This is a genomic window from Thauera sp. SDU_THAU2 (assembly GCF_038260575.1).
Lineage (GTDB): Bacteria > Pseudomonadota > Gammaproteobacteria > Burkholderiales > Rhodocyclaceae > Thauera.
In genome coordinates, this window is the sequence record NZ_JBBWUN010000003.1 from 21,951 (window position 1) to 42,485 (window position 20,535).

Sequence of the window (20,535 nt, forward strand, 5' to 3'; positions counted from 1 at the left end):
CCTTACAATCCGGGCGCTCGCCACCGGAACCCCTCCGGGCGAGGCTGCTCCGAGTCACGAAGGCCGACAGGCCTGCATCCCTTCCTACAGGAACCGGACCCGCATCATGCAAGTAGCCACCATCAGCTTCGACCGCTTCAACGCGCTCGCCGACGACGAGGCGCAGGAGCGCATCCGTGCCGCCCGCGCCCGCCTCGGCGATCGCGCGGTGCTGCTGTGCCACCACTACCAGCGTGCCGACGTCTACCAGCATGCCGACCTCACCGGCGACTCGCTCAAGCTGGCCCGCTTGGCCTCGCAGACCGAAGCTGAGTACATCGTCTTCTGCGGCGTGCACTTCATGGCCGAAGTTGCCGACATCCTGTCCAAGCCCAGCCAGATTGCCATCCTGCCCGACCTCGCCGCCGGCTGTTCGATGGCCGACATGGCCAATCTGGCCAAGGTCGAGCGCTGCTGGCGCGAACTGACCGAAGTGCTGGACAAGCCCGACGAACTGATCACGCCGGTCACCTACATCAACTCCGCCGCCGACCTGAAGGCCTTCTGCGGCGAGCACGGCGGCATCGTCTGCACCTCGACCAACGCGCCGACCATCCTCGACTGGGCCTTCGCCAAGCGCGAGAAAGTGCTGTTCTTCCCCGACCAGCACCTCGGCCGCTGGACCGGTTTCAAGAAGGGCATCCCGCTCGACGAAATGGTGGTGTGGGACCCCGACCTCGAATACGGCGGCCTCACGCCCGAGCAGATCCGCAAGGCCAAGATCCTGCTGTGGAAGGGCCACTGCTCGGTGCACCAGATGTTCCAGCCGGTGCATATCGACCGCTGGCGCGAGAAGAACCCGGGCGGCCTGGTGATCTCGCACCCCGAAAGCAGCCTCGACGTATGCCGCAAGTCCGACTACGTCGGCTCCACCGAATACATCATCAACACCATCACCGCCGCGCCCGAAGGCACGCGCTGGCTGGTCGGCACCGAACTGAACCTCGTCAGCCGGCTGGCCGAGGAGATGAAGCCGCATGGCAAGCACATCCAGTTCATGGCGCCGACGGTGTGCATGTGCTCGACCATGCAGCGCATCGACCCGCAGCATCTGGCCTGGACGCTGGAAAACCTCGCCGACGGCAAGGTCGTCAACCAGATCAAGGTGCCGCAGCACGAGGCCGAACTAGCCCGCATCGCCCTCGACCGGATGCTGGCCGTGTCCTGAGCGCATACCTGCAGGAACGAAAAGGGCGGCTTTCCTCGTGGGAGCCGCCCTTTTTGCATCAGGCCGTGTCGCGACATGTCGCCGAAATGGAGAAACATCGACACGTTCCGGTGATATGTCGCTGCCGGCGACATGTCCTAAAAACGTGTCGATGTTTTTGAGAAATAGTGACATGTTTCATTGACCTGTCGCTGGCGAGGACATAATCTGGTGCTTCGACCGTCTCTTGGGTACCGCTGCAATGCCCGCCTGGAATCCCGCGACGCCTCACAACGCCTTGCCGCGCCTGCCGCCAGCCTGTGATCTGGAGAGCAAGGCTGTGCTCAAGCGCTGCATCCTTGCCCGCGCGGCACTGGCCGAACTCAAGCAGGCAGCCGAGCTGATCCCGAACCAGAGCATGTTGATCAACACCATCCCCTTGCTCGAAGCCAAGGACAGCTCGGAAATCGAGAACATCGTCACCACCACCGACAAACTCTTCCAGCACGCCCAGAGCGACGCGCACGCCGATCCTGCGACCAAGGAAGCCCTGCGCTATCGATCGGCCTTGCGGCGTGGCTATCTGTCGCTGGCCGACAAGCCCTTGTGTACTGCCACGGCTGTCGAGGTATGCAGCACACTCAAAGGTGTCGCGATGGACATCCGGCGTACCCCCGGAACGCAACTCATCAACGACCGCAGCGGTGCAGTCATCTATACGCCTCCAGACGGTGAAAACCGCCTGAGGGACATGCTCGCCGATTGGGAGCGTTTCCTGCACGGTGCGACCGACCTCGATCCGCTGATCCGCATGGCGGTCGGCCATTATCAGTTCGAAGCCATCCATCCGTTCACCGATGGCAACGGACGTACCGGGCGCGTCATCAACATCCTTTGGCTGATCCAGGAAGAACTGCTCAGCCTGCCCATTCTTTACCTGTCCCGTTACCTGATTGCGCACAAGGCTGACTATTACCGACTGCTGCTCGCCGTCACCACGGAAGCTGCCTGGGAGGAATGGACGCTGTTCATGCTCGACGCCATTGCCGACACCGCTGCCTGGACGACCGCCAAGATCGCCGCCATCCGGGCCCTGTCCGAGCATACCGCCGAGTTCGTCCGCGACCGCCAGCCGAAAATTTACAGCCGCGATCTGATCGACGTCATCTTCGAGCAGCCGTATTGCCGCATCGGCGACCTGATCGACAAGGACATTGCCCAGCGTCAGGCCGCCTCGCGCTATCTGAAAGACCTCGTCGCCATCGGCGTCCTGCGCGAGATCACAGCCGGCCGTGAAAAGCTCTTCCTGCATCCCAAGCTGCTGCAATTGCTGAGCCGCGACGGCAACGACTTTGCTTCCTATGCCTGAAGGCCGTTCAGCCACGGCATGGACCGGCGGTCGGATGCTGGAGGCATGGCCAAGGCAGTGAAAGATACAATCATCAGGGTACGCGCGCGCAAGCGCCTTTTCAGATGACTGCGATCGAAACATGGCTACCTTGATTCCTTCCTTGGGTGCGGCACGGTTCGATGCCAGAGGCGAGCTACGCCTCGCGGAAAGGTTGAAGGATTTTCTGGAGGACAACGCCTGGGTCTGGCACAACCTTTCGGTCGGACCGTTTGGCAAGCATCCGGATTTCGTCGTGCTGCATCCTCAGCAGGGCATCGTGGTGCTGGAGGTGAAGGACTGGCGGCTGGAAACCATCGTCAATGCCGACCAGAAGAGGGTCGAGTTATTGACGGATCGGGGCTCCGTCGGTGACGAGAATCCATTCGAACAGGTGCGCGGCTACATGTTCAATGTGGTCAGTACCCTGAGGCAGGAAAAGATCCTGGTTTTCGACGAGGGGCGCTTCAAGGGGCAGCTCGTCTTGCCCTTCGGCCATGGCGTGGTGTTCACCAACATCACGCGCAGGCAGTTCGACGGCACCGACTTGCGCGAGGTGTTCCCGCCGAATCGCTGCATCTTTCGCGACGAGATGACCGAAAGCGTCGATCCGGAAGATTTCCGGGAGCGCATCTGGAAGATGGTATCGCCGCGTTTGGGACCGAGCCTGGGGCTGCCCCAGCTCGACAGAGTGCGTGCGCGCCTGTTTCCTGAAGTACAGGTCAGGCAGATTGCCCTGCCGCTCGATGAGCCGGAGGGCAAATCTGCCTCCCCGGCAGATGATCGCATGCTCGCGGTCATGGATATGCAGCAGGAACTGATTGCGCGCAGCCTGGGCGAGGGACACCGCATCATTCGCGGTGTGGCGGGCTCGGGAAAGACGCTGATCCTTGCCTTCCGTGCCAAACATCTGGCGCGGGCGGCGGCGCGGCCGGTACTCGTGCTGTGCTACGCGAACGCAATTGCCGGCCGTCTGGAAAACGCCATGCAGGATCGCGGCGTGGAAGACAGGGTCATCGTTTCCACTTTTCATGCCTGGTGTGAGCGCATGCTGCAACACGGTGACCTCGAATCGCCGGCCAGGAAGGGCTATGCGTCGACCAATGAGTTTCTGGCCGCGCGTGTCCAGGCCGTCACCGATGCGGTGGATAGAGGCTTGATTGCCGGCGGGCAGTACGACGCAATCCTGATCGACGAAGCGCACGACTTCGAGCCGCAGTGGCTTGAGCTCGCTGCCCGGATGGTGAATCCGGACACGAAGTCACTGATGATCGTCTATGACGATGCCCAGGCCATTTACAAGGGCCGTTCGAGGCCCGTCTGGAAGCAACTCGGCATCGAAGCTTCGGGCCGCACCACGGTGCTCAAGGTCAACTATCGCAATACCGCGCAGATATTGCGTTTCGCACGCAAGGTGGCTGCCGATGTGCTGGGTGCGCCGGGCGTCTGCGCTGACGATGAAGACGCCATTCTTTTGCCCGAAGATGCAGGCCGGCAGGGGCTGGAACCTGAAGTGCGCAAGTGCGTGGATTACGTCGCCGAAGCACATGCCATTGCCGAATGGCTTTTGGCGCGCCATACGGCAGGCTATCAATGGGGCCACATGGCGGTGCTATATCCTCAACACCATATCGGGGAGCGATTCGAAAAGACTTTCGCCCGCTACGACATTCCGGTCGACGTGGCGAAGAAGAACAAGAACCGGGTGCGGGCAGATCGCGATGCCGTCAGGTTCATCAGCATGCACTCGTCGAAGGGCCTGGAATTCCCATGTGTCGCGGTCGGCGGGCTGGGGGCACTGTCTTCAGATTCTATCGAAGATGACGTTCGGTTGACTTACGTTGCCATAACGCGTGCGACGCACGAGGCTTTCCTGACCTATTCCCAACAATCACCGGTGGTCGAACGTCTCCTGGCCTAGCCCCGGTTTCGTGCCCTCCTGGGGCCATGTTCGCCTCAAGCCTTCGGCCACAGAATCATCTGCGTGCAGCGGAACAGTGCGATGGTACGGCCGCTGGCCTCGTCGCTGACGGTCGCGTCCCACACCTGGGTGTTGCGGCCGAGGTGCTGGGCGGTGGCGACGCAGCGGATCGCGCCTTCGCGCACGGTGCCGAGGTGGTTGCTCTTCAGTTCGATGGTGGTGAAGGATTCCGCGCCTGCCGGCAGATGGGCGACGGTGGCGTAGCCGCAACTGGTGTCGGCCAGCGCCACCACGCTGGCGGCGTGCAGGAACTCGTTGGGGGCGATGTGCAGCTTCTTCACCGGCATGCGGCTGCTCAGCGTTCCCTGGGCGACGCTCAGGATCTCGATGCCGAGGTAGCCGGGCAGGTATTCGCCGCCGCGCTCGTTCAGCAGGGCGACGTCGATGTCGGGGCGCAGGATGCTCATGGGCATGCTCCTTGGTTGGGGCAATGGGGGTTGGGGGGTGAGCTTCAGGCCGGCTGCGGCGCGCGTACCACCGGCGCTTCGCGGATCGGCAGGTTCAGCACCGCGGCGAGCGCGGCCAGGGCGATGTCGGCGTACCACATCCAGCTGTAGTCGCCGGTCAGCGTGATGCTGATGCCGCCCAGCCAGGCGCCGAGGAAGCCGCCGATCTGGTGCGACAGCAGCGTCAGGCCGAACAGCGTGCCGAGGTAGCGGATGCCGAACAGCTTGCCGACCAGCGCGGCGGTGGGAGGCACCGTCGCCAGCCAGGTGAAGCCCAGCCCGGCGGCGAACAGATAGAAGGTCCATTCGGTCTTCGGCAGTACCAGGTACAGCGCCACCAGCACTGCGCGCGAGGCGTACATCAGCGCCAGCACGTTGCGGCTGCGGTAGCGCGCCACCCAGGAGCCGGCGTACAGGCTGCCGAAGATGTTGGCCAGGCCGATGATCGCCAGCGACCAGCTCGCCACCGAGGGCGGCAGGCCGCACAGGTCCACCTCGCCCGGCAGGTGGGTGACGAGGAAGGCGATGTGGAAGCCGCAGGTGAAGAAGCCGGCATGCAGCAGCAGATAGCTGCGATCGCCCATCGCTTCGCGCACCGCGCGCCGCAGGCCGCCCTTTTCCTCTGCCGGCCGCGCAGCCGCATGGTCGCTCTGGGCCACCTTGCCGATCAGCGGCAGTGCCGCGAGCGTCATCACCGCCAGCGACCACAGCGCTCCCATCCAGCCGAACACTTGGATCAGCTTCTGCAGCAGGGGCGCGAACACGAACTGGCCGAAGGAGCCGCCGGCATTGATCACGCCCGAGGCCGCGCCGCGCGCTTCCGCCGGCAGGCGCTGGGCGGCGGCGCCGATCAGCACCGAGAAGCTGCCTGCGCCCGAGCCGATCGCCGACAACAGGCCGAGCGACACCACCAGGCCAAAGGTGGAATCCATGAAAGGCGTGATCGCGCTGCCCAGCGCCAGCACCAGGATGCCGGCGACCAGCACCGCACGCGGCCCCCAGCGGTCGGCGGCAGCACCGGCGATGGGCTGGATCGCCCCCCAGGTGAACTGGCCGACGGCCAGTGCCAGGCTGATCGAGGCGATGCCCAGCCCGGTGGCGCTGTTGAGCGGGCTGACGAACAGGCCGAGCGACTGGCGTGCGCCCATCGTGATGGCGAGGATGCCGGCGGCGGCGAGGGTGATGGCGAGCACGCCGGGCTGGCGCAGGGAGTGGAACATTCGGAGCGATCCGGGGAGGAGTGGGAAGTGGAGCCGTTCGGCGGGTTGCAGAGCCTGTGCGCCGGCGCGGCGGGAGATGGCGTGAGGATAGTTTCCGCATCGTAGTACGGAAAAGCCCGCGATTCGATGCATCATGTCAACGATTCGTTGACGGTGTCGATGTCGAAGGCGGGCCCCCCGTCTGCTCGGCCGGCAAGCACGCGGCATGTTCCGCAGCGCAGCGTGTTTCCCCCGCGTGCCACAGGAGAGCAAGGATGAACCAAGCCCACGATGCCGGATGTCGCGGCAAGGAGATGTCATGAACTGGCTGCCTGCCTGGGACTGCTTCGTCCGCGTCGCCGAAGGCGGCAGCATGGCGGCGGCGGCACGCACGCTGGGCTGCACCCGCGCCCAGGTCAGCAAGCAGATGGCCGAACTGGAGCGCCGCCTGGGTGCGCGGCTGTTCGAGCGCTCCAGCCGCAGGCTGGCGCTGACGCCGGCCGGCGAAGTGTTCCGCCAGCATGCGCTGCGTGCGCTGGAGGCGGTGGACAGCACCGAGCTCGCGGTGCGCAATCTCGGCGACCGGCCCTGCGGCACGCTGCGGGTGAGCGCCACCGTCGCTTTCGGCCGCCATTGCGTGGCGCCGCTGCTGCCGGAGGTCGCGGCGGCCCATCCGGAACTCGAGATCGAGTTGATCCTCACCGATCGCGTCGTCGACCTGGTCGGCGACAACATCGACCTCGCGCTGCGCATGACGCGCCTGCCGCCGGACGACGCGGTGGCGCGCCGCATCGTCAGTCTGCGCCGGGTGGTGTGTGCCGCGCCGGACTATCTCGTCCGCCATGGCCGCCCGCGCCAGCCACTGGATCTGCTGCAGCACCAGTGCCTGAGCTACGTGCTGGGCGACAACAAGCGCTGGGTGCTGATCGACGGCGAGGGCGTCGAGACCGTGGTGCCGGTGCGCAGCCGCATCCATTTCAACAACATCGACTGCATTTTCGATGCGGTGCGCGCCGGCCATGGCATCGCCATCCTGCCGACCTACCTGTGCCATCGGGAACTGGCGGCCGGTGCCCTGCAGACGGTGCTGGACGACTACGAGCCGGACATCGTGTTCGGCCGCGACCTGTACGCCTGCTACACCCCCAGCCGGGTGCGCCTGCCCAAGCTGCGCGTCTTTCTCGATGCCTTGCTGGGGCATTTCCAGCCGCTGCCGCCGTGGGAGCGCACGTGAAGCGTCGCCGCATTGCATTACCCGGCCGCGCCTGAAAAGGCCTGGCACCCTGCTTCCGCAGCTGCCGCGCAGGCTTTTGTGGCGGAAACGCTTTAATTTCCGCGTGCGGGCCGCATATGATATCCCGTGACCGCATGCTGACCGGGGACTTTTCCGCTCATGAACCTGCGCATCTGTACCTACAACATCCACAAGGGTTTTTCGCAGTTCAACCGCCGCATGGTGGTGCACGAACTGCGCGACCGCCTGCGTACGCTGGATTCCGATCTCGTCTTCCTGCAGGAAGTGCAGGGGCTGCACCTGCGCCACCCCGAGCGCCACCCGAACTGGCCCGTGCTGCCGCAGCACGAGTTCCTCGCCGAGGAGAACTGGCACCAGACCGCCTACGGCGGCAATGCGGTGTATGACCATGGCCATCACGGCAACGCCATCCTCAGCCGCCACGCGATCCTGAGCCAGGCCAATCACGACGTGTCCGACCATCGCTTCGAGCGCCGCGGCCTGCTGCACGTCGAGGTGGAAGTGCCGGGCTTCGACACGCCGGTGCATTGCGTCTGCGTGCATCTGGGGTTGATGGGCGGCAGCCGGCGGCGGCAGATGGAAACGCTGGCCGAACGCATGGAACACGTCGCACCCGACGGCGAGCCCTTGATCATCGCCGGCGACTTCAACGACTGGCGCAACCACGCCGACCGCCTGCTGGCCAGCCGGCTCGGCCTGGTCGAAGCCTTCGGCAACGACCTCGGGCGGCCGGCGCGCAGCTTTCCGAGCGCGCTGCCCTTCTTTCGCCTCGATCGCATCTATGTGCGGGGCTTCCGCATCCGGCGCGCCGAGGTGCACTTCGGCGCGCCCTGGGCACAGATTTCCGACCACGCAGCGCTGACGGCCGAACTGGAGCCGCTGGCTTGATCGCCTTCCTGTCCGGCAACGCGGTGCGTCTGCTGGAAAACGGCGAACAGTATTTCCCCGCGCTGCGGGACGCGATCGACCGTGCCGGACAGGAGATCTTCCTGCAGGGCTACATCTTCGAGCCGGACGAGACCGGGCGCAGCATCGCCGCCGCGCTCGAACGTGCCGCCGCGCGCGGCGTGGAGGTCAGGCTGATGGTCGACGGCTTCGGCGGTCGCAGCTTCGTCGTCCACCTGTTGCCGCGGCTGCTCGAAAACGGCGTCAAGGTCCTGATCTATCGTCCCGAACTGCGTGCGCTGTCGCTGCGCCGCCATCGCCTGCGCCGCCTGCATCGCAAGGTGGTGGTGGTGGATGGGCGCGAGGCTTTCGTCGGCGGCATCAACATCATCGACGATTTCCATGCCGACGGCCCGGCGCATCCGCGCTACGACTACGCCGTGCATGTGCAGGGGCCGATCCTGGCGCCGATCCTCGCTTCCGCGCAGCGCCTGTGGCGCCTGCTGTCATGGGCCAGCTTCCGCCGCCGTTCGCATCAGCCGCTGGGCGCGCCGGCGCAGACCGAGGCGGCCGGCGACATCCGCGCCGCCTTCGTCGTGCGCGACAACCTGCGCTTTCGCCACGCGATCGAGAATGCCTACCTGGATGCGATCGGCAGCGCCAGGAACGAGATCGTCATCGCCAATGCCTACTTCTTCCCGGGCCGGCGTTTCCGCCAGGCCTTGGTCGATGCCGCCGCGCGCGGCGTGGAAGTCACCCTGCTGCTGCAGGGCGTGGCCGACCACCCGCTGCAGCGCCACGCCACGCGCGCGCTCTACCCGTATTTCATGCAGCACGGCATCCGGCTGTTCGAATACCACCGCAGCGAGCTGCACGCCAAGGTGGCGGTGGTGGATGGCCGCTGGGCAACGGTGGGTTCGAGCAACATCGATGCCTTCAGCCTGCTGCTGGCGCGCGAGGCCAACGTCGTCGTCGACGACGAGGCCTTCGCCGCCAAGCTGCGCGCCAGCCTGGCGCGCGAGATGGAGGCCGGCGCGGTGGAACTGCGCCCGTCGGACTGGCGCCGGCTGTCGCTGCTGCAGCGCGTCCTGACCTGGACTTCGTACCAGATCGTCCGCCTGGCGATCGGGCTGGCGGGCTACGGCGGCAAGCATTGAGGTTTCCACATACGGGTTTGCTAGCCTATACGGCAAGGAAGGGGGCCTTCGGTATCGCGCGTGCCGATGTAGTTTTCTAAGCTGCCTATACGGCAGTGAAGAACCATTGCTGGCACAGCGCCAGCATGTCGTTTTTCTAAGCTGCCTATACGGCGGTGGAAATTACCTTCAAAGGGCTTCAAAAGGCCTTTTATTCCTGAGCTGCCTGCACGGCAGTCTTCAGCCCTGCCGGCCCAGCGCCATGTGCTCGACTTCGGTGCAGCGGTTCATCACCACTTTCAGCCCGGCTTCGGCAGCCCGTTGCGCCGCCTCGGGTGCGATCACGCCGAGCTGCAGCCACAGGCAGCCGGCACCGGCGGCGATCGCGTCCTCGGCCACTGCCATCACTTCGTCGGGCTTGCGGAACACGTCCACGATGTCGATCGGCCCGGGCGCCTCGCGCACGCTGGGGTAGCACTTCTTGCCCAGCACCTCGTCGTAGGCCGGATTCACCGGAATGATGGTATAGCCGGCATCGCGCAGGTAGCGTGCGACCGCGTTGCTCGGCCGCTGCGGCTTCGGCGAGATGCCTACGATCGCGATTCTGCGGGCGGTGGCGAGCAGCTCACGGATGGCGCCGCGGTCGGCGGAGAGGTCGTTGGGGTGCATGATGTCCTCGATGGGTCGATGGTGGTTGCGGGGGCGTGGCGCCGGCGTGGCACGGCGTCGAGTTGCCAGTGCCGGAAGGCCCAGTGCCAGACTTCGGCCAGCGGGGCGCGCTCGAATCCGGCCGGCGGCGCCTGGCCGAGAAAGCGCAGCGCCGCGCACAGTGCCGCCGCCGGCGGATGTTCGTCGATGGCGCGGGCGAGGGTCTGCTTCGACAGCTTTTCGCCCGCGGCGTTGGTGGCGACCGGCAGGTGGGCGTAAGCCGGCTGCGGCATGCCGAGCAGGCCTTGCAGATGGATCTGGCGGGCGGTCGAGTCGAGCAGGTCGGCGCCGCGCACGACGTCGGTGACGCCCGCCTCGGCGTCATCCACCACCACGGCCAGTTGGTAGGCGAACAGGCCGTCGGCGCGCAGCACCACGTAGTCGCCGGCATCGAGCGCGAGGTCCTGCTGCTGCCAGCCCTGGATCGCGTCGTCGAAGCCGATCACGCCCTCGGCCCGCACCCGCCATGCGCGTGCGGTGCGCCCGGGCGGCAGGCCGTTGCGGCAGGTGCCGGGGTAGCGCCGCGAACCGTCGCGGGCGAGCGCCGAATCCGCCATTTCGCGCCGCGTACAGGCGCAGGGAAAGGCGTGGCCGGCAGCTTTCAATTGCTCCAGCGCGGCGCGGTAGGCATCGTTGCGGCGGCTCTGCCAGACGATCTCGCCATCCCATTCGAAGCCGAAGCGCGCCAGCGTGGCGATGATGCCTTCGGCCGCGCCGGGCACGGTGCGCGGCGTGTCGACGTCCTCGATCCGCAGCAGCCAGCGCCCGCCGTGGCGGCGCGCTTCCAGATAGCTGCCCGCCGCCGCGACCAGCGAGCCGAAATGCAGCGGGCCGCTGGGCGAAGGCGCGAAGCGGCCGACATGGGATGATGGCAAAGGAGGACGGGAAAGGGCGTTCATGTCGAGGTGGAGCGGGTGCGGGGCGGCCGGGGCGCCGTGGCAGTGCCGGAGCCGTCCCGCGGGTGATTCTTCCCGATTCTGCATCAACCCGGGCCGACGGTGTCGGTGCGGCCCGGGCGGCGAGGCCGGTTGCATGCGCCAAGCCAATGCTTTAGCAGGACAAATTGATTCCTGTCAATCACAGGCTCTCCGCTCGGCACGTAGCATTCCCACGTGCGATGCGTCGCGCCCCGTGCCGCATCGTTTGTCCGACACCCACCGGAGAGTTCCAATGAAAAAGACCCCGCTGATTCTCGCTGCCGTCCTTGCCGGTCTGCTTGCCGCCTGTGGCGGGCAAGATTCCGGCAGTTCCGCCGGTTCCGCCCCGGCGCCCGCTGCACCCGCGCCTGCCGCCCCGCCTGCTGCCGCTGCACCCGCGCCGGCTCCCGCACCTGCTCCGGCGGCCGCTGCCCCGGCCAACGCCGGCGGCGAGAGTGTTTACAAGAGAACCTGCGCACTGTGCCATGCCGCAGGTGTCGCCGGTGCGCCGGTTCCCGGCAACAAGGACGAATGGGCACCGCGCATCGCCCAGGGCACCGAGACCCTGTACAAGCACGCGATCGAAGGCTACACCGGCGAAAAAGGCATGATGCCGGCCCGCGGCGGCGCAGCGACGCTGCCCGACGACGACGTCAAGGCCGCAGTGGACTTCATGGTGGCGAAGTCGCAGTGAGCCACGGCCACGCGCGATGACGCGAGCCCCGGCGGCTCGTGCATCGTGTGCGACAGACAGGCGGAGGCGGAAGCCTCCGTTTTTCGTTTCATACCCTGGTGGATCGGGACGACATCCCCCGCGGTCCCGCTTCCGGTAAGCCGGACTGCCGTCGTCCTGTGCTGTGATCTCTGTAGGGGGTTCAGGCGGGTAAGGTGATGCGTGCCGACAGGCCGCCGGCAGGGCGGTTCGTGAGCTGGATTTCGCCGCCATGGGCGGCGATGCACGAGCGCGCGATGGCCAGGCCGAGGCCGATCCCGCCACTGTCCTGGCTACGCGCCGCCGATGGGCGGGCGAAAGGTTCGAACACACGCTCCAGCCAGTTTTCAGGGATGCCCGGGCCGTCGTCGTCCACCGCGATGGAGAGCCTGCTGCCGTCGGGGTGGAGGTCGAGGCTGACGTGCGCGTTGCCGCCATAGCGGACGGCGTTGTCGATCAGGTTGCCGAGGGCGCGCGACAGGGCAAGCGGCCGGCAGCGGTACGGCAAGGTTTCGGGAACGCGCCAGCTTACCGGCTGCCCCAGCGCGACCCGCTCTTCGCCAGCCTGGACGACCAATACGGACAAGTCGACTTCCCGTGTCGGCTCGCGGACACTGTCGTCGCGGGCAAAGCGCAAGGTCTCGTCGATCATGTCGCGCATCGTATCCAGGATTCGGCGCATCGGCTGGCGCACGGCCTCGTCGTCCAGCAGTTCGACCTGCAGGCGCAGCGATGCAAGAGGCGTGCGGAAATCGTGGCCGATGGCGGCCAGCATCGCAGTTCGGTCGGAGACGAAGCGGGTGAGGCGTTGCTGCATGGTATTGAAGGCTGCGGTGGCTTCGCGCAATTCGGCGGGGCCGCTGACCGGCAATGGATCGATGCGCTCCCCCCGGCTGACCCGCTCGGCCGCATCGGCCAGTGCCTTGGTGGGACGCAGGATGTACCGTGCGAACAGACTGACGATCAGCAGAACCGGCAGGACGCTGACAAACAGCGTGACCGGCAGCGGGCGCCACCATTGATAGCGCGCTGTGGGGCGCAGGTTTGCCACCAGCCAGCGTCCGTCGGCCAGCGGCAGGGCCGCATCGAGGATGGCGTGCGGGCGGCGGGTGAGCGATAGCGTATCGGGATCAGGCGCCTTGTCCTCCAGGTAGACATGGACCGCGGCATTCGCGGGGAGCCCCGCGAGCGTCGTGAGTTGCGTAGCGAGCTCGGCATTCGTCTCGCCGAATGCCCTTGGTGCGGAGGCCTTCAGGCTGAATTCCGCGTCGTGGCTTGTCATGGCTTCGAGTACGGCGGCGACATCGCAATCGCCGCAGGCTTCGGTGACGCGGTAAGCGGTGGCGATGCGTTCCAGCGCATTGTCGCGTGCGTGGGGGAGAACACGGCCAGTGCCCGTGCCGTCGAGCGGCAGCGCGATGAGGTGGGCGGCGATGATGCCGGCAAGCAGCAGGCCGATCAATTGGCCTACCAGGCTGCGGGGCAGGAGCCTGCCGAATTTCATGCGCGCAGCCGGCGGACGTCGGCGGACAGCAGATAGCCGTCGCCCCAGGCGGTACGCAGCAACCGGGGCCTGCGTGCGTCGTCTTCGAGTTTACGGCGCAGGCGGCTGATCTGCGTATCGATGCTGCGGTCGAAGGGCGTGCTGTCGTCGCGGTTGGTCAGGCTCAGCAGGCGTTCCCGGCTCAGGACCGTATTGGGGTGCTCCACCAGCGCACGCAGCAGGCGGTATTCGACCGGGCTGAGTTCTATCGTACGACCGTCGCTGTGGCGAAGCTCCCTCTGGCCGACATCCAGTACCCATGATTCGAAGTAGTAGTGGCCATCGCCGAGGGGCGGCTCGGTCGGCGCTGCGACTGCATCCAGTCGGCGCAGCACGGTCTTGATGCGTGCCAGCAGTTCGCGTGGATCGAAGGGCTTGGGAACGTAGTCGTCTGCGCCGAGTTCGAGGCCGGCGATGCGATCCGCCGGCTCCACCATCGCGGACAGGAGGATCACCGGGATCTTCAGGTGCTCGTAGATGTAGCGGCACAGTGAAAGGCCGTCCTCGCCGGGCAGCATCACATCGAGGACGATGAGATCGAACTGCCGTTCGGCAAGCAGCGCACGTACGTCTTCAGCGTCGGCGGCAGTACTCACGTCCAGACCGTAGCGACCCAGGTAGGTGGCGAGCGGATGACGGATGTCCTCGTGGTCGTCCACGACCAGGATGCGATTTCGTTTCATGACTGTGCTGGTTCCACTGGTGCCGGTTTTGCTGGATCCAGTCATATATTGGATTTGTGAGGAAATTATGTCGAAGCTGCCGTAAGCCCTCACAAACGGGCTGCGCTCCGACAAATGCTCAAGACAGTAAATAATTATAGTTCGCATCCTCATTTTCCACGGACGCGCTTGTCGTTTCGATGACGAATCGCGTGCCGTTCCGGCTGCGGAGGGTGGAAGGCATGACTTCCATGTTCCGTACCTACTGTCACGAAGAGGATGACCATGCCCGTTTCCGCTCCAACCTCGCTCAAGCTCACGCCGCTCGCCTTCGCCGTCGGTTCTGTTCTGTTCGCCCATGGCGCCTGCGCGCAGCAGGCGGCATCGGGTAGCCCGGAGACGACCCTGTCCGAAGTCCGTGTGCTGGGCACTGCGGAAGAAACCTTGAAGCAGATGACCGGTGTTTCGATCATCACGAGCGAGGACCTGGAAAAGCGTCCGCCGGCCAACGACCTGGCCGAGATCCTGATGACCCAGCCGGGCGTCAGCCTGTCGGGCACCAGCTCGGTCGGGGCCTACGGCAACCAGCGCGAGATCGACCTGCGCGGCATGGGGGCGGAAAACACCATGATCCTGGTCGATGGCAAGCCGGTGAATTCGCGCCAGGGCGCCATCACCCGCCGCACCGGCGACCGTGACACCGGCGGCGACTCCAACTGGGTTCCGGCCGACCAGATCGAGCGCATCGAAGTCATCCGTGGCCCTGCGGCCGCCCGCTACGGTTCGGGCGCATCGGGTGGCGTGATCAACATCATCACCAAGAAGCCCGGCGGCAGCCTGTCCGGTTCGGTCACCACCTATCTGAGCAAGCCGGAAGACAGCCTGGAAGGCAATGGCACACGCCGCCTGGGTTTCAATCTTTCCGGTCCGCTCGCCGAGAATCTCTCCTTCCGCCTTTACGGCAATGCCGCCAAGACAGGCGGCGACAAGCCGCAGATCAACGGCACGCAGCTCAACGCCACGACCGGCGAAGTGGAACCCTATTGGTATGCCGGTCGCGAAGGCCGCCGCAACCGCGACGTCAATGGCTTGGTGCGCTGGGACCTCACGCCTGATCAGGTCCTGGAGTTCGAGGCCGGCTTCAGCCGCCAGGGCAACATCTACGCCGGTGAATCCTCGACCCTCGGCCCCACCGGAGTGATGCAGGAGTGGGCCGACAAAGGCGCTGAAACCCGCCGCGTCTATCGCCAGCAAGCTGCCATCACGCATCGCGGCAAATGGGGGGAGCTGGGCGATTCTCGCATTACCTTCCAGTACGAGAACACGCGCACGATCAACTGCCGCCAGGGCAGCAGCGGCATGGGTGAAGGCAACTGCAGCAGCGGTACGTCGCTGCAGCAGTCGGAACAGGACAACTACTTCCTGAGCGGCGAGCTGAACACGCCACTGCAGCTGGGAGGCATCGACCAGATGCTGACCACCGGCTTCGAATACCGCCGGCAGGCGCTGGCGGACAACAATGCCTTGCTGACGACAGGCCAGCCGGATCCGTTGAAGCAGGTCGAGCTGAAGAACACGACCAAGGCCGTCTTCGTCGAAGACAACATGGCGATCACCGATGCTTTCCTGCTGACGCCGGGGCTGCGTCTGGATCACCATAGCCAGTTCGGCACCAACTGGAGCCCCAGCCTCAACGCGATGTATGAACTGGGCAGCGGCTTCACCCTCAAGGGCGGCATCGCGCGTACGTTCAAGGCGCCCAATCCTTATCAGACTTCACCCCTCTATGCCTCCGGCCTGGGCGCGACCTGCCCCTACAACGGCATGGGCCTCGATCCCGACTCCTACGACTGCACCGTGCGCGGCAATCCCGACCTGAAGCCGGAGATCAGCGTCAACAAGGAAATCGGCCTGGCCTGGGACGGTCCGGGTGGCTGGGACGGCTCGCTGACCTACTTCCGCAACGACTACAAGAACAAGGTGCTGGCGGAGGCGCTCGACGACATCACCGATCTCGACAATCCGGTCGATTACGAGTGGGTCAATGCGGGCAAGGTGCTGATCCACGGCTGGGAAGGCAACCTCAGCATTCCGCTGCTGGGACACAACGGCAGCACGCTGAGGCTGATCAACAACTTCACCTGGATGCTGAAGAACCACAACAAGGACACCGGCCAGCCGGTGTCCATCATTCCGAAATACACCCTGAACACCACCTTGCAATGGCAGGCCACGGAGCAGTTCTCGATGCAGCTGACGGGCACTTTCTACGGTCGCCGCAAGCCGCGCACGGTGAGCTACCACGGCTGGCGAATGATCGGCGATGCGGTCCAGGAGCGTAGCGCCTACGCGCTGCTCGGTCTGAACGGCACGTGGGAGATCAACAAGAATCACCGAGTGGGTTTCGGCATCAGCAACCTGTTCGACAAGGAAATCAAGCGGGCCGCCCGTCTGGCCTCCGCCAACAGTCCGACGGACTCGACGATTCCCTTCGAGGATCGGGTCGTTTCCACCGGCGCCGGGGCGAAGACCTACAACGAGCCGGGCCGGGCCTACTACGTGACCTACACGGCATCGTTCTGAGTTTCCGGATGCGCTGGGTTCTGCCGATGCCGTTCGGCGGACCACCGTCTGCCCGCCATTTCATCACATGACCCGCTCTTCCTCCGCTCCGGGCTACATCACCGACACCGGCTATCCGTGGCATTTCCACCGGGAAACCATGCCCGCATGGAGTGCCGCGATCCTGACTGCACTCGGGCGGCGTGCCCCCGATCTGACACGGCCCTACACCTGGCTGGAGCTGGGTTGCGGTTCCGGGCTGGACGTGGTGGTGGGCGCCGCCACCAATCCGCAAGGACGCTTCATCGGCATCGATTTCAATGCCCAGGCCATCGAACAAGGGCGCGCCCTGGCCCGCGATGCCGGGGTCGGCAATGCGTGCTTCCATTGCCTGGGCTTCGAGCAGGTGCTCGAAGCGTCCGAGAACGGCATTCCCGCATGTGACTTTCTCGTCGTCCATGGCGTGTATTCGTGGGTCTCTGCCGAGGCCAGGACCGCCATTCGCCGCATCGTCGCCCGGAAGCTCAAGCCGGGCGGCGTGCTCTACCTGTCTTATCTCAGCCATCCCGGCTTCGCATCGTTCGCCGCTGCGCGGCGGCTGATGCGCATGGTGGCGGCGGATTCGTCCTGCACCAGCGCGGACAAGGCACGCAGCGCGATGGCCTTCCTGCAGCGCATGTCGGACGCCGGCGCGGGCTATTTTCAGGATCATCCGGGCATGCTGCCTGCAACGCAGCCCATCGATGACGCCACTGCGGCCTTTCTCGCTCACGAATATCTCAATGAACACTGGGACGTGCTGCACACCGCCGACGTCATGGCCGAGCTTGCCGAAGCCGGTTGCGAATATGCCGGCAGTGCAGCGCCCTGCGAGAACATCGATTCCGCATCGATGCCGCCGGCGACACAGGGCATGCTCGAGGAACTGCGCCGCAGCGGTGCCGATGCGGCGGTAGTCGAAACCTTCAAGGATCTCGCACGCAACCAGACCCAGCGCTGCGACATCTATCAGCGCCGGCGCCCCGGCGGCAACCTGCTGAGCGACCCGGCCCATCAGACCGGGCTGCTCGGACAGCGTGTCTGCCTGCTGCCCGCGGCGCCGGCCGGGCCGATTCCCGCACGGGGAAGCATCACGTTCTCGAGCCGCATCGGGCCGGTGAGCCTGCCGATGGGGGATGTCGCGCCGCTGCTTGCCCTGCTGCAGGACGGCCCGTGCAGTTATGCCGATCTGGCCGGCTTGTCTGCCTATGCCCGGCGGCCGGGCTTCGTCAATCTGCTGCTGCAAATCCTGGCCTGGGCCGGCTGGCTGCAGTTCCTGCGCCCTGATGCGCACTCGGCCGGCGGTGCCGAGTGCGCATCACGCCTCAACGCCGTGCTTGCCCGGTCGCCGGCTCCGTTCAGCGGCCCGATCCTGGCCGCCGCTGCGATCGGCTCGGCGATTCCGGTACCGGATGGCAGCGCCGGAGACATGTTGCGGCTCGAGTGGCTCGGGTCGTGACCGCGATTCATCGATCAAACGCTTTTGTACAGTCCAAAGGAGAGAAGACATGAAAATATCGAGCCGTTGCATGCTCGCAGCAGGTGTTGTCCTGTCGCTGCTTTCAGGCGCCCCCTCGGCTGTGCAAGCCGAATCGCGCAAGGTTCCGCATGTGCAGGGTGTTGCCGAACTTCCGGCTGTGCCCCGCAAGGTGGCGGTGCTCGGCCTGGCGGCGCTGGATACCCTCGACGCCCTTGGCGTCGATCTGGCAGCGGTTCCGGCTCCACCTTCGGGGGAGTCGACCGTCCGCTGGCCCGCACATCTGGTCGCCAGATATTCCGGTGATCGATATGTGCGGCTTCCCGCCGCGGCCCGGGATGGCGGTGCCGATCCGAGGATTGCCGGGATCAAGGATCTTCGGCCCGATCTCATCATCGTCGACGGGCGGGGCGGCGGACAGCTCGACGAACTGAAAGGCATCGCCCCCATCGTCGACCTGTCGGTCAGCAACACCAGTCTGGTGGCCAGTGTTGCCCAGAACATCCTGACCGTCGGCGCGGCCTTCGGCCGCGAGAAAGAAGCCGGAGACAGACTGCATGCGCTGTTGGGCGAAATCCGAGCGCTCCGCGAACAGGCCGCCAAGCAGGGCACGGGGCTGGTGATGTTCGCCGTGGGCAACCGCGTGATGCCCCAGCAGCCGGATGCCCGCTTCGGCATGATCTATGAACTGGTCGGCATTCGTCCCGCGCTGCGGCCGGACGAGGGCCAGGGCTTGAGCACCGGGAGGCCCCAGGCCGCCGCGTCGGCGGATGACGGCCCCGAGGCCAAGGCGGCGGCGGAGGCCGCGCAGAAAGAGCGGCAGGCTGCCGAGGAGCGCTATCTGTCCGAGGTGATGGCCAGGGAGCCGGACTGGCTGTTCGTCGTGGACCGCAATGCCGCGTTCGGCGAGGCCAAAGCCGCCCAGACGATGGCCGCCACGCCCGCCATTGCCAACAGCAAGGCATGGCGGGAAGGAAAAGTGGTGTTTCTCGACCAGGACGGCGCCAACTGGTACCTGATGGCAGGCGGCCTGGGCTTGCTGGAAAAGAGCGTGCGGCAGGTCAAGGCCGCCTTCGATGCCGGAAAGGGAGCGGACATGCGCAGGTGATGGCCGGACGGGCAGCGGGTGCTCGACCGTGGAGCCCGGCCCTTCCCGGTCAGTGTCCGTGCCCGCCGTGGGCGGCGTTGCGCAAGTCGTGGACCGTGCTGCGGTCGATTTCGTCGAAGGCCAGGGCGCGGCCGCCGTGTTCGGCGATGAAGGCCTGGGCGGCGGCCGCTTCGGCGAAGGCCGGCAGATCGGGGCCGCGCATCGGGCCGCGCACGCCGGAGCCGATGACGAAGACGGCCTTGCGCGCGTCGAGCCAGCCGCCGCTGCGGTGGTCGGCGACGTAGAGCGCGGCGGCGTCTTCCGCGGTGTGCCTGGCGTCGAAGCGCGCCGGCTCGTCCAGGAAGACGAAGAGGTCGACCGGCGAATCGAAGAAATGCGCCGAGCCGTCGCTGAAGATGAGCTGCGCCGCCCAGTTCGGGAAGCGTGCCGGGTACATGCCGCACACCGGGCAGCGCGCATCCGCCGGTACCGGGCGCGCTGCAAGCATGTCCAGGCCGGATGCGGGGTCGTAGGGATGGGCGGCCGACACTCGCGCCGGCGCAACGATGCAGATGTCCTCGGCGGGCGGGACGAATTCCACCGTTTTGCCCTTGGCTGCGAATTGCGCGAACAGCGCGCCGGCCGTCGCCGTGCAGAGGACCGCGGCACCGAGCAGCAGGGGCGGCTGCCGGTGAGGTTCATGGCTGCGAGGCGGGAGGCGTGGCGCCGATGAGGGGATCGCGCATGAGGGCGGTGATCAGCGCGCCGACGTTGGCTTCGGGGCTGGCGTCGATGCGGGTGATCGGGTCGGCCGCCGCCGTGCCGTCGCTGCGGAGCAAGTGGTTGGGATGAGTGGACAGGTGGGGGTGGATCGGAGCGGTGTTGATGCCCATCTCCAGGGTGTCCGGCCCGCTGTTCCAGCGCAGCGAATAGGCGTCGGGCGCAGCGTAGCGCACGGTCAGCGTGACGCCGTTGCGCAGGGTGATGGTCAGCGCGTCCTGGGTGAGCCGTGGGGGCGCGGCGAGCGCGTCCGCATGTTCGCGCCCGATGTGTTCGAGGATGGCCGTATGCAGCTTCATCGCTGGTTGAGCTCCTTCAGGCTGATGGCCATCGCTTCGCGCGCGGCCTCGTGCGTATCGGCGAGGATGCGCGCCGCCAGGTAGTGTTCGTAGGCAGGGTGTTCGTCGATGCCGCCGTCGATGATGCGCTGGAGCAGGGTCTGTTCGTCCGCTGCGCCGACGGCCTGCAGCACCGCGCGCCGGTGCTCGCGCGTTTCATAGACCAGGCGGGCGAGCCGTTCGAGCTCGGGGGCGGCTTCGGGGGGAAGGGCGTCGTAGATCGTTGCGCTCATGT

General features: G+C 66.0%; 19 protein-coding genes. 10 read left to right on the forward strand and 9 right to left on the reverse strand.

What is annotated here, in order from left to right; all coding sequences use genetic code 11:
* Nucleotides 1-106: 106 nt before the first annotated feature.
* The 3 genes from nadA (at nucleotide 107) to AAFL97_RS01110 (ending at nucleotide 4,494) form a co-directional block, all read left to right on the forward strand.
* Nucleotides 107-1,207: a quinolinate synthase NadA gene (gene nadA / locus AAFL97_RS01100; protein WP_263463058.1), complete on the forward strand. Its 1,101-nt coding sequence runs from the start codon at nucleotides 107-109 to the stop codon at nucleotides 1,205-1,207.
* Between the two features lie 226 nt (nucleotides 1,208-1,433).
* Nucleotides 1,434-2,555, forward strand: a complete 1,122-nt coding sequence (gene fic, locus AAFL97_RS01105; RefSeq protein ID WP_341643372.1) for a protein adenylyltransferase Fic — start codon at nucleotides 1,434-1,436, stop codon at nucleotides 2,553-2,555.
* 121 nt (nucleotides 2,556-2,676) lie between these two features.
* The gene (locus AAFL97_RS01110; protein ID WP_341643373.1) at nucleotides 2,677-4,494 is read left to right on the forward strand and encodes an NERD domain-containing protein/DEAD/DEAH box helicase; all 1,818 of its coding nucleotides are present in this window, start codon (nucleotides 2,677-2,679) and stop codon (nucleotides 4,492-4,494) included.
* Nucleotides 4,495-4,529: 35 nt separating this feature from the next.
* On the opposite strand, the gene AAFL97_RS01115 is transcribed toward AAFL97_RS01110, so the two are convergent.
* Nucleotides 4,530-4,961 carry a PaaI family thioesterase gene (locus AAFL97_RS01115; protein WP_341643374.1) on the reverse strand — a complete coding sequence of 144 codons (432 nt, stop codon included), beginning with the start codon at nucleotides 4,959-4,961 and terminating at the stop codon, nucleotides 4,530-4,532.
* 44 nt (nucleotides 4,962-5,005) lie between these two features.
* Nucleotides 5,006-6,220, reverse strand: a complete 1,215-nt coding sequence (locus tag AAFL97_RS01120) for an MFS transporter (protein ID WP_341643375.1) — start codon at nucleotides 6,218-6,220, stop codon at nucleotides 5,006-5,008.
* 298 nt (nucleotides 6,221-6,518) lie between these two features.
* Between AAFL97_RS01120 and AAFL97_RS01125 the strand changes: the two genes are divergently transcribed.
* The 3 genes from AAFL97_RS01125 (at nucleotide 6,519) to clsB (ending at nucleotide 9,496) form a co-directional block, all read left to right on the forward strand.
* On the forward strand, nucleotides 6,519-7,433 hold the full coding sequence (locus tag AAFL97_RS01125; protein WP_341643376.1) for a LysR family transcriptional regulator: 915 nt from the start codon (nucleotides 6,519-6,521) through the stop codon (nucleotides 7,431-7,433).
* Nucleotides 7,434-7,592: 159 nt separating this feature from the next.
* Entirely contained in the window at nucleotides 7,593-8,342 is a 750-nt protein-coding gene (locus tag AAFL97_RS01130; protein ID WP_341643377.1) for an endonuclease/exonuclease/phosphatase family protein, read from the forward strand.
* Nucleotides 8,342-9,496: a cardiolipin synthase ClsB gene (gene clsB / locus AAFL97_RS01135; protein WP_341647069.1), complete on the forward strand. Its 1,155-nt coding sequence runs from the start codon at nucleotides 8,342-8,344 to the stop codon at nucleotides 9,494-9,496. The genes AAFL97_RS01130 and clsB overlap by 1 nt, the downstream gene beginning before the upstream one ends.
* Nucleotides 9,497-9,715: 219 nt before the next feature.
* Here the strand turns inward: clsB and AAFL97_RS01140 are convergent, their stop codons facing one another.
* Both AAFL97_RS01140 and gluQRS read right to left on the reverse strand, forming a co-directional pair.
* A complete protein-coding gene (locus AAFL97_RS01140; protein ID WP_341643378.1) occupies nucleotides 9,716-10,144 on the reverse strand; it encodes a CoA-binding protein in 429 nt (142 codons plus the stop codon).
* Nucleotides 10,066-11,082 carry a tRNA glutamyl-Q(34) synthetase GluQRS gene (gluQRS, locus tag AAFL97_RS01145; RefSeq protein WP_341643379.1) on the reverse strand — a complete coding sequence of 339 codons (1,017 nt, stop codon included), beginning with the start codon at nucleotides 11,080-11,082 and terminating at the stop codon, nucleotides 10,066-10,068. Before gluQRS ends, AAFL97_RS01140 begins: the two co-directional genes overlap by 79 nt.
* 271 nt (nucleotides 11,083-11,353) lie before the next feature.
* Between gluQRS and AAFL97_RS01150 the strand changes: the two genes are divergently transcribed.
* The gene (locus AAFL97_RS01150; protein WP_341643380.1) at nucleotides 11,354-11,794 is read left to right on the forward strand and encodes a c-type cytochrome; all 441 of its coding nucleotides are present in this window, start codon (nucleotides 11,354-11,356) and stop codon (nucleotides 11,792-11,794) included.
* A gap of 181 nt (nucleotides 11,795-11,975) precedes the next feature.
* On the opposite strand, the gene AAFL97_RS01155 is transcribed toward AAFL97_RS01150, so the two are convergent.
* Together AAFL97_RS01155 and AAFL97_RS01160 are read right to left on the reverse strand one after the other, a co-directional pair.
* Nucleotides 11,976-13,274 carry an ATP-binding protein gene (locus AAFL97_RS01155; protein WP_341643381.1) on the reverse strand — a complete coding sequence of 433 codons (1,299 nt, stop codon included), beginning with the start codon at nucleotides 13,272-13,274 and terminating at the stop codon, nucleotides 11,976-11,978.
* A 38-nt stretch (nucleotides 13,275-13,312) separates the two neighbouring features.
* Complete coding sequence (locus AAFL97_RS01160) at nucleotides 13,313-14,038, reverse strand: response regulator (RefSeq protein WP_341643382.1); 726 nt, start codon at nucleotides 14,036-14,038, stop codon at nucleotides 13,313-13,315.
* A gap of 264 nt (nucleotides 14,039-14,302) precedes the next feature.
* Between AAFL97_RS01160 and AAFL97_RS01165 the strand changes: the two genes are divergently transcribed.
* The 3 genes from AAFL97_RS01165 (at nucleotide 14,303) to AAFL97_RS01175 (ending at nucleotide 19,203) form a co-directional block, all read left to right on the forward strand.
* Nucleotides 14,303-16,600, forward strand: coding sequence for a FepA family TonB-dependent siderophore receptor (locus tag AAFL97_RS01165; protein ID WP_341643383.1), 2,298 nt, complete (start codon nucleotides 14,303-14,305; stop codon nucleotides 16,598-16,600).
* 67 nt (nucleotides 16,601-16,667) lie between these two features.
* Nucleotides 16,668-18,077: a class I SAM-dependent methyltransferase gene (locus tag AAFL97_RS01170; RefSeq protein WP_341643384.1), complete on the forward strand. Its 1,410-nt coding sequence runs from the start codon at nucleotides 16,668-16,670 to the stop codon at nucleotides 18,075-18,077.
* Nucleotides 18,078-18,126: 49 nt separating this feature from the next.
* Nucleotides 18,127-19,203 carry an ABC transporter substrate-binding protein gene (locus AAFL97_RS01175; RefSeq protein ID WP_341643385.1) on the forward strand — a complete coding sequence of 359 codons (1,077 nt, stop codon included), beginning with the start codon at nucleotides 18,127-18,129 and terminating at the stop codon, nucleotides 19,201-19,203.
* A gap of 49 nt (nucleotides 19,204-19,252) precedes the next feature.
* Here the strand turns inward: AAFL97_RS01175 and AAFL97_RS01180 are convergent, their stop codons facing one another.
* The 3 genes from AAFL97_RS01180 to AAFL97_RS01190 all read right to left on the reverse strand — a co-directional run bounded on the left by AAFL97_RS01180 (nucleotide 19,253) and on the right by AAFL97_RS01190 (nucleotide 20,533).
* Nucleotides 19,253-19,783: a nitrous oxide reductase accessory protein NosL gene (locus tag AAFL97_RS01180; RefSeq protein ID WP_341643386.1), complete on the reverse strand. Its 531-nt coding sequence runs from the start codon at nucleotides 19,781-19,783 to the stop codon at nucleotides 19,253-19,255.
* A gap of 97 nt (nucleotides 19,784-19,880) precedes the next feature.
* The gene (locus tag AAFL97_RS01185; RefSeq protein WP_341643387.1) at nucleotides 19,881-20,261 is read right to left on the reverse strand and encodes a hypothetical protein; all 381 of its coding nucleotides are present in this window, start codon (nucleotides 20,259-20,261) and stop codon (nucleotides 19,881-19,883) included.
* On the reverse strand, nucleotides 20,258-20,533 hold the full coding sequence (locus tag AAFL97_RS01190; protein ID WP_341643388.1) for a hypothetical protein: 276 nt from the start codon (nucleotides 20,531-20,533) through the stop codon (nucleotides 20,258-20,260). The genes AAFL97_RS01185 and AAFL97_RS01190 overlap by 4 nt, the downstream gene beginning before the upstream one ends.
* Between the last annotated feature and the right edge of the window lie 2 nt (nucleotides 20,534-20,535).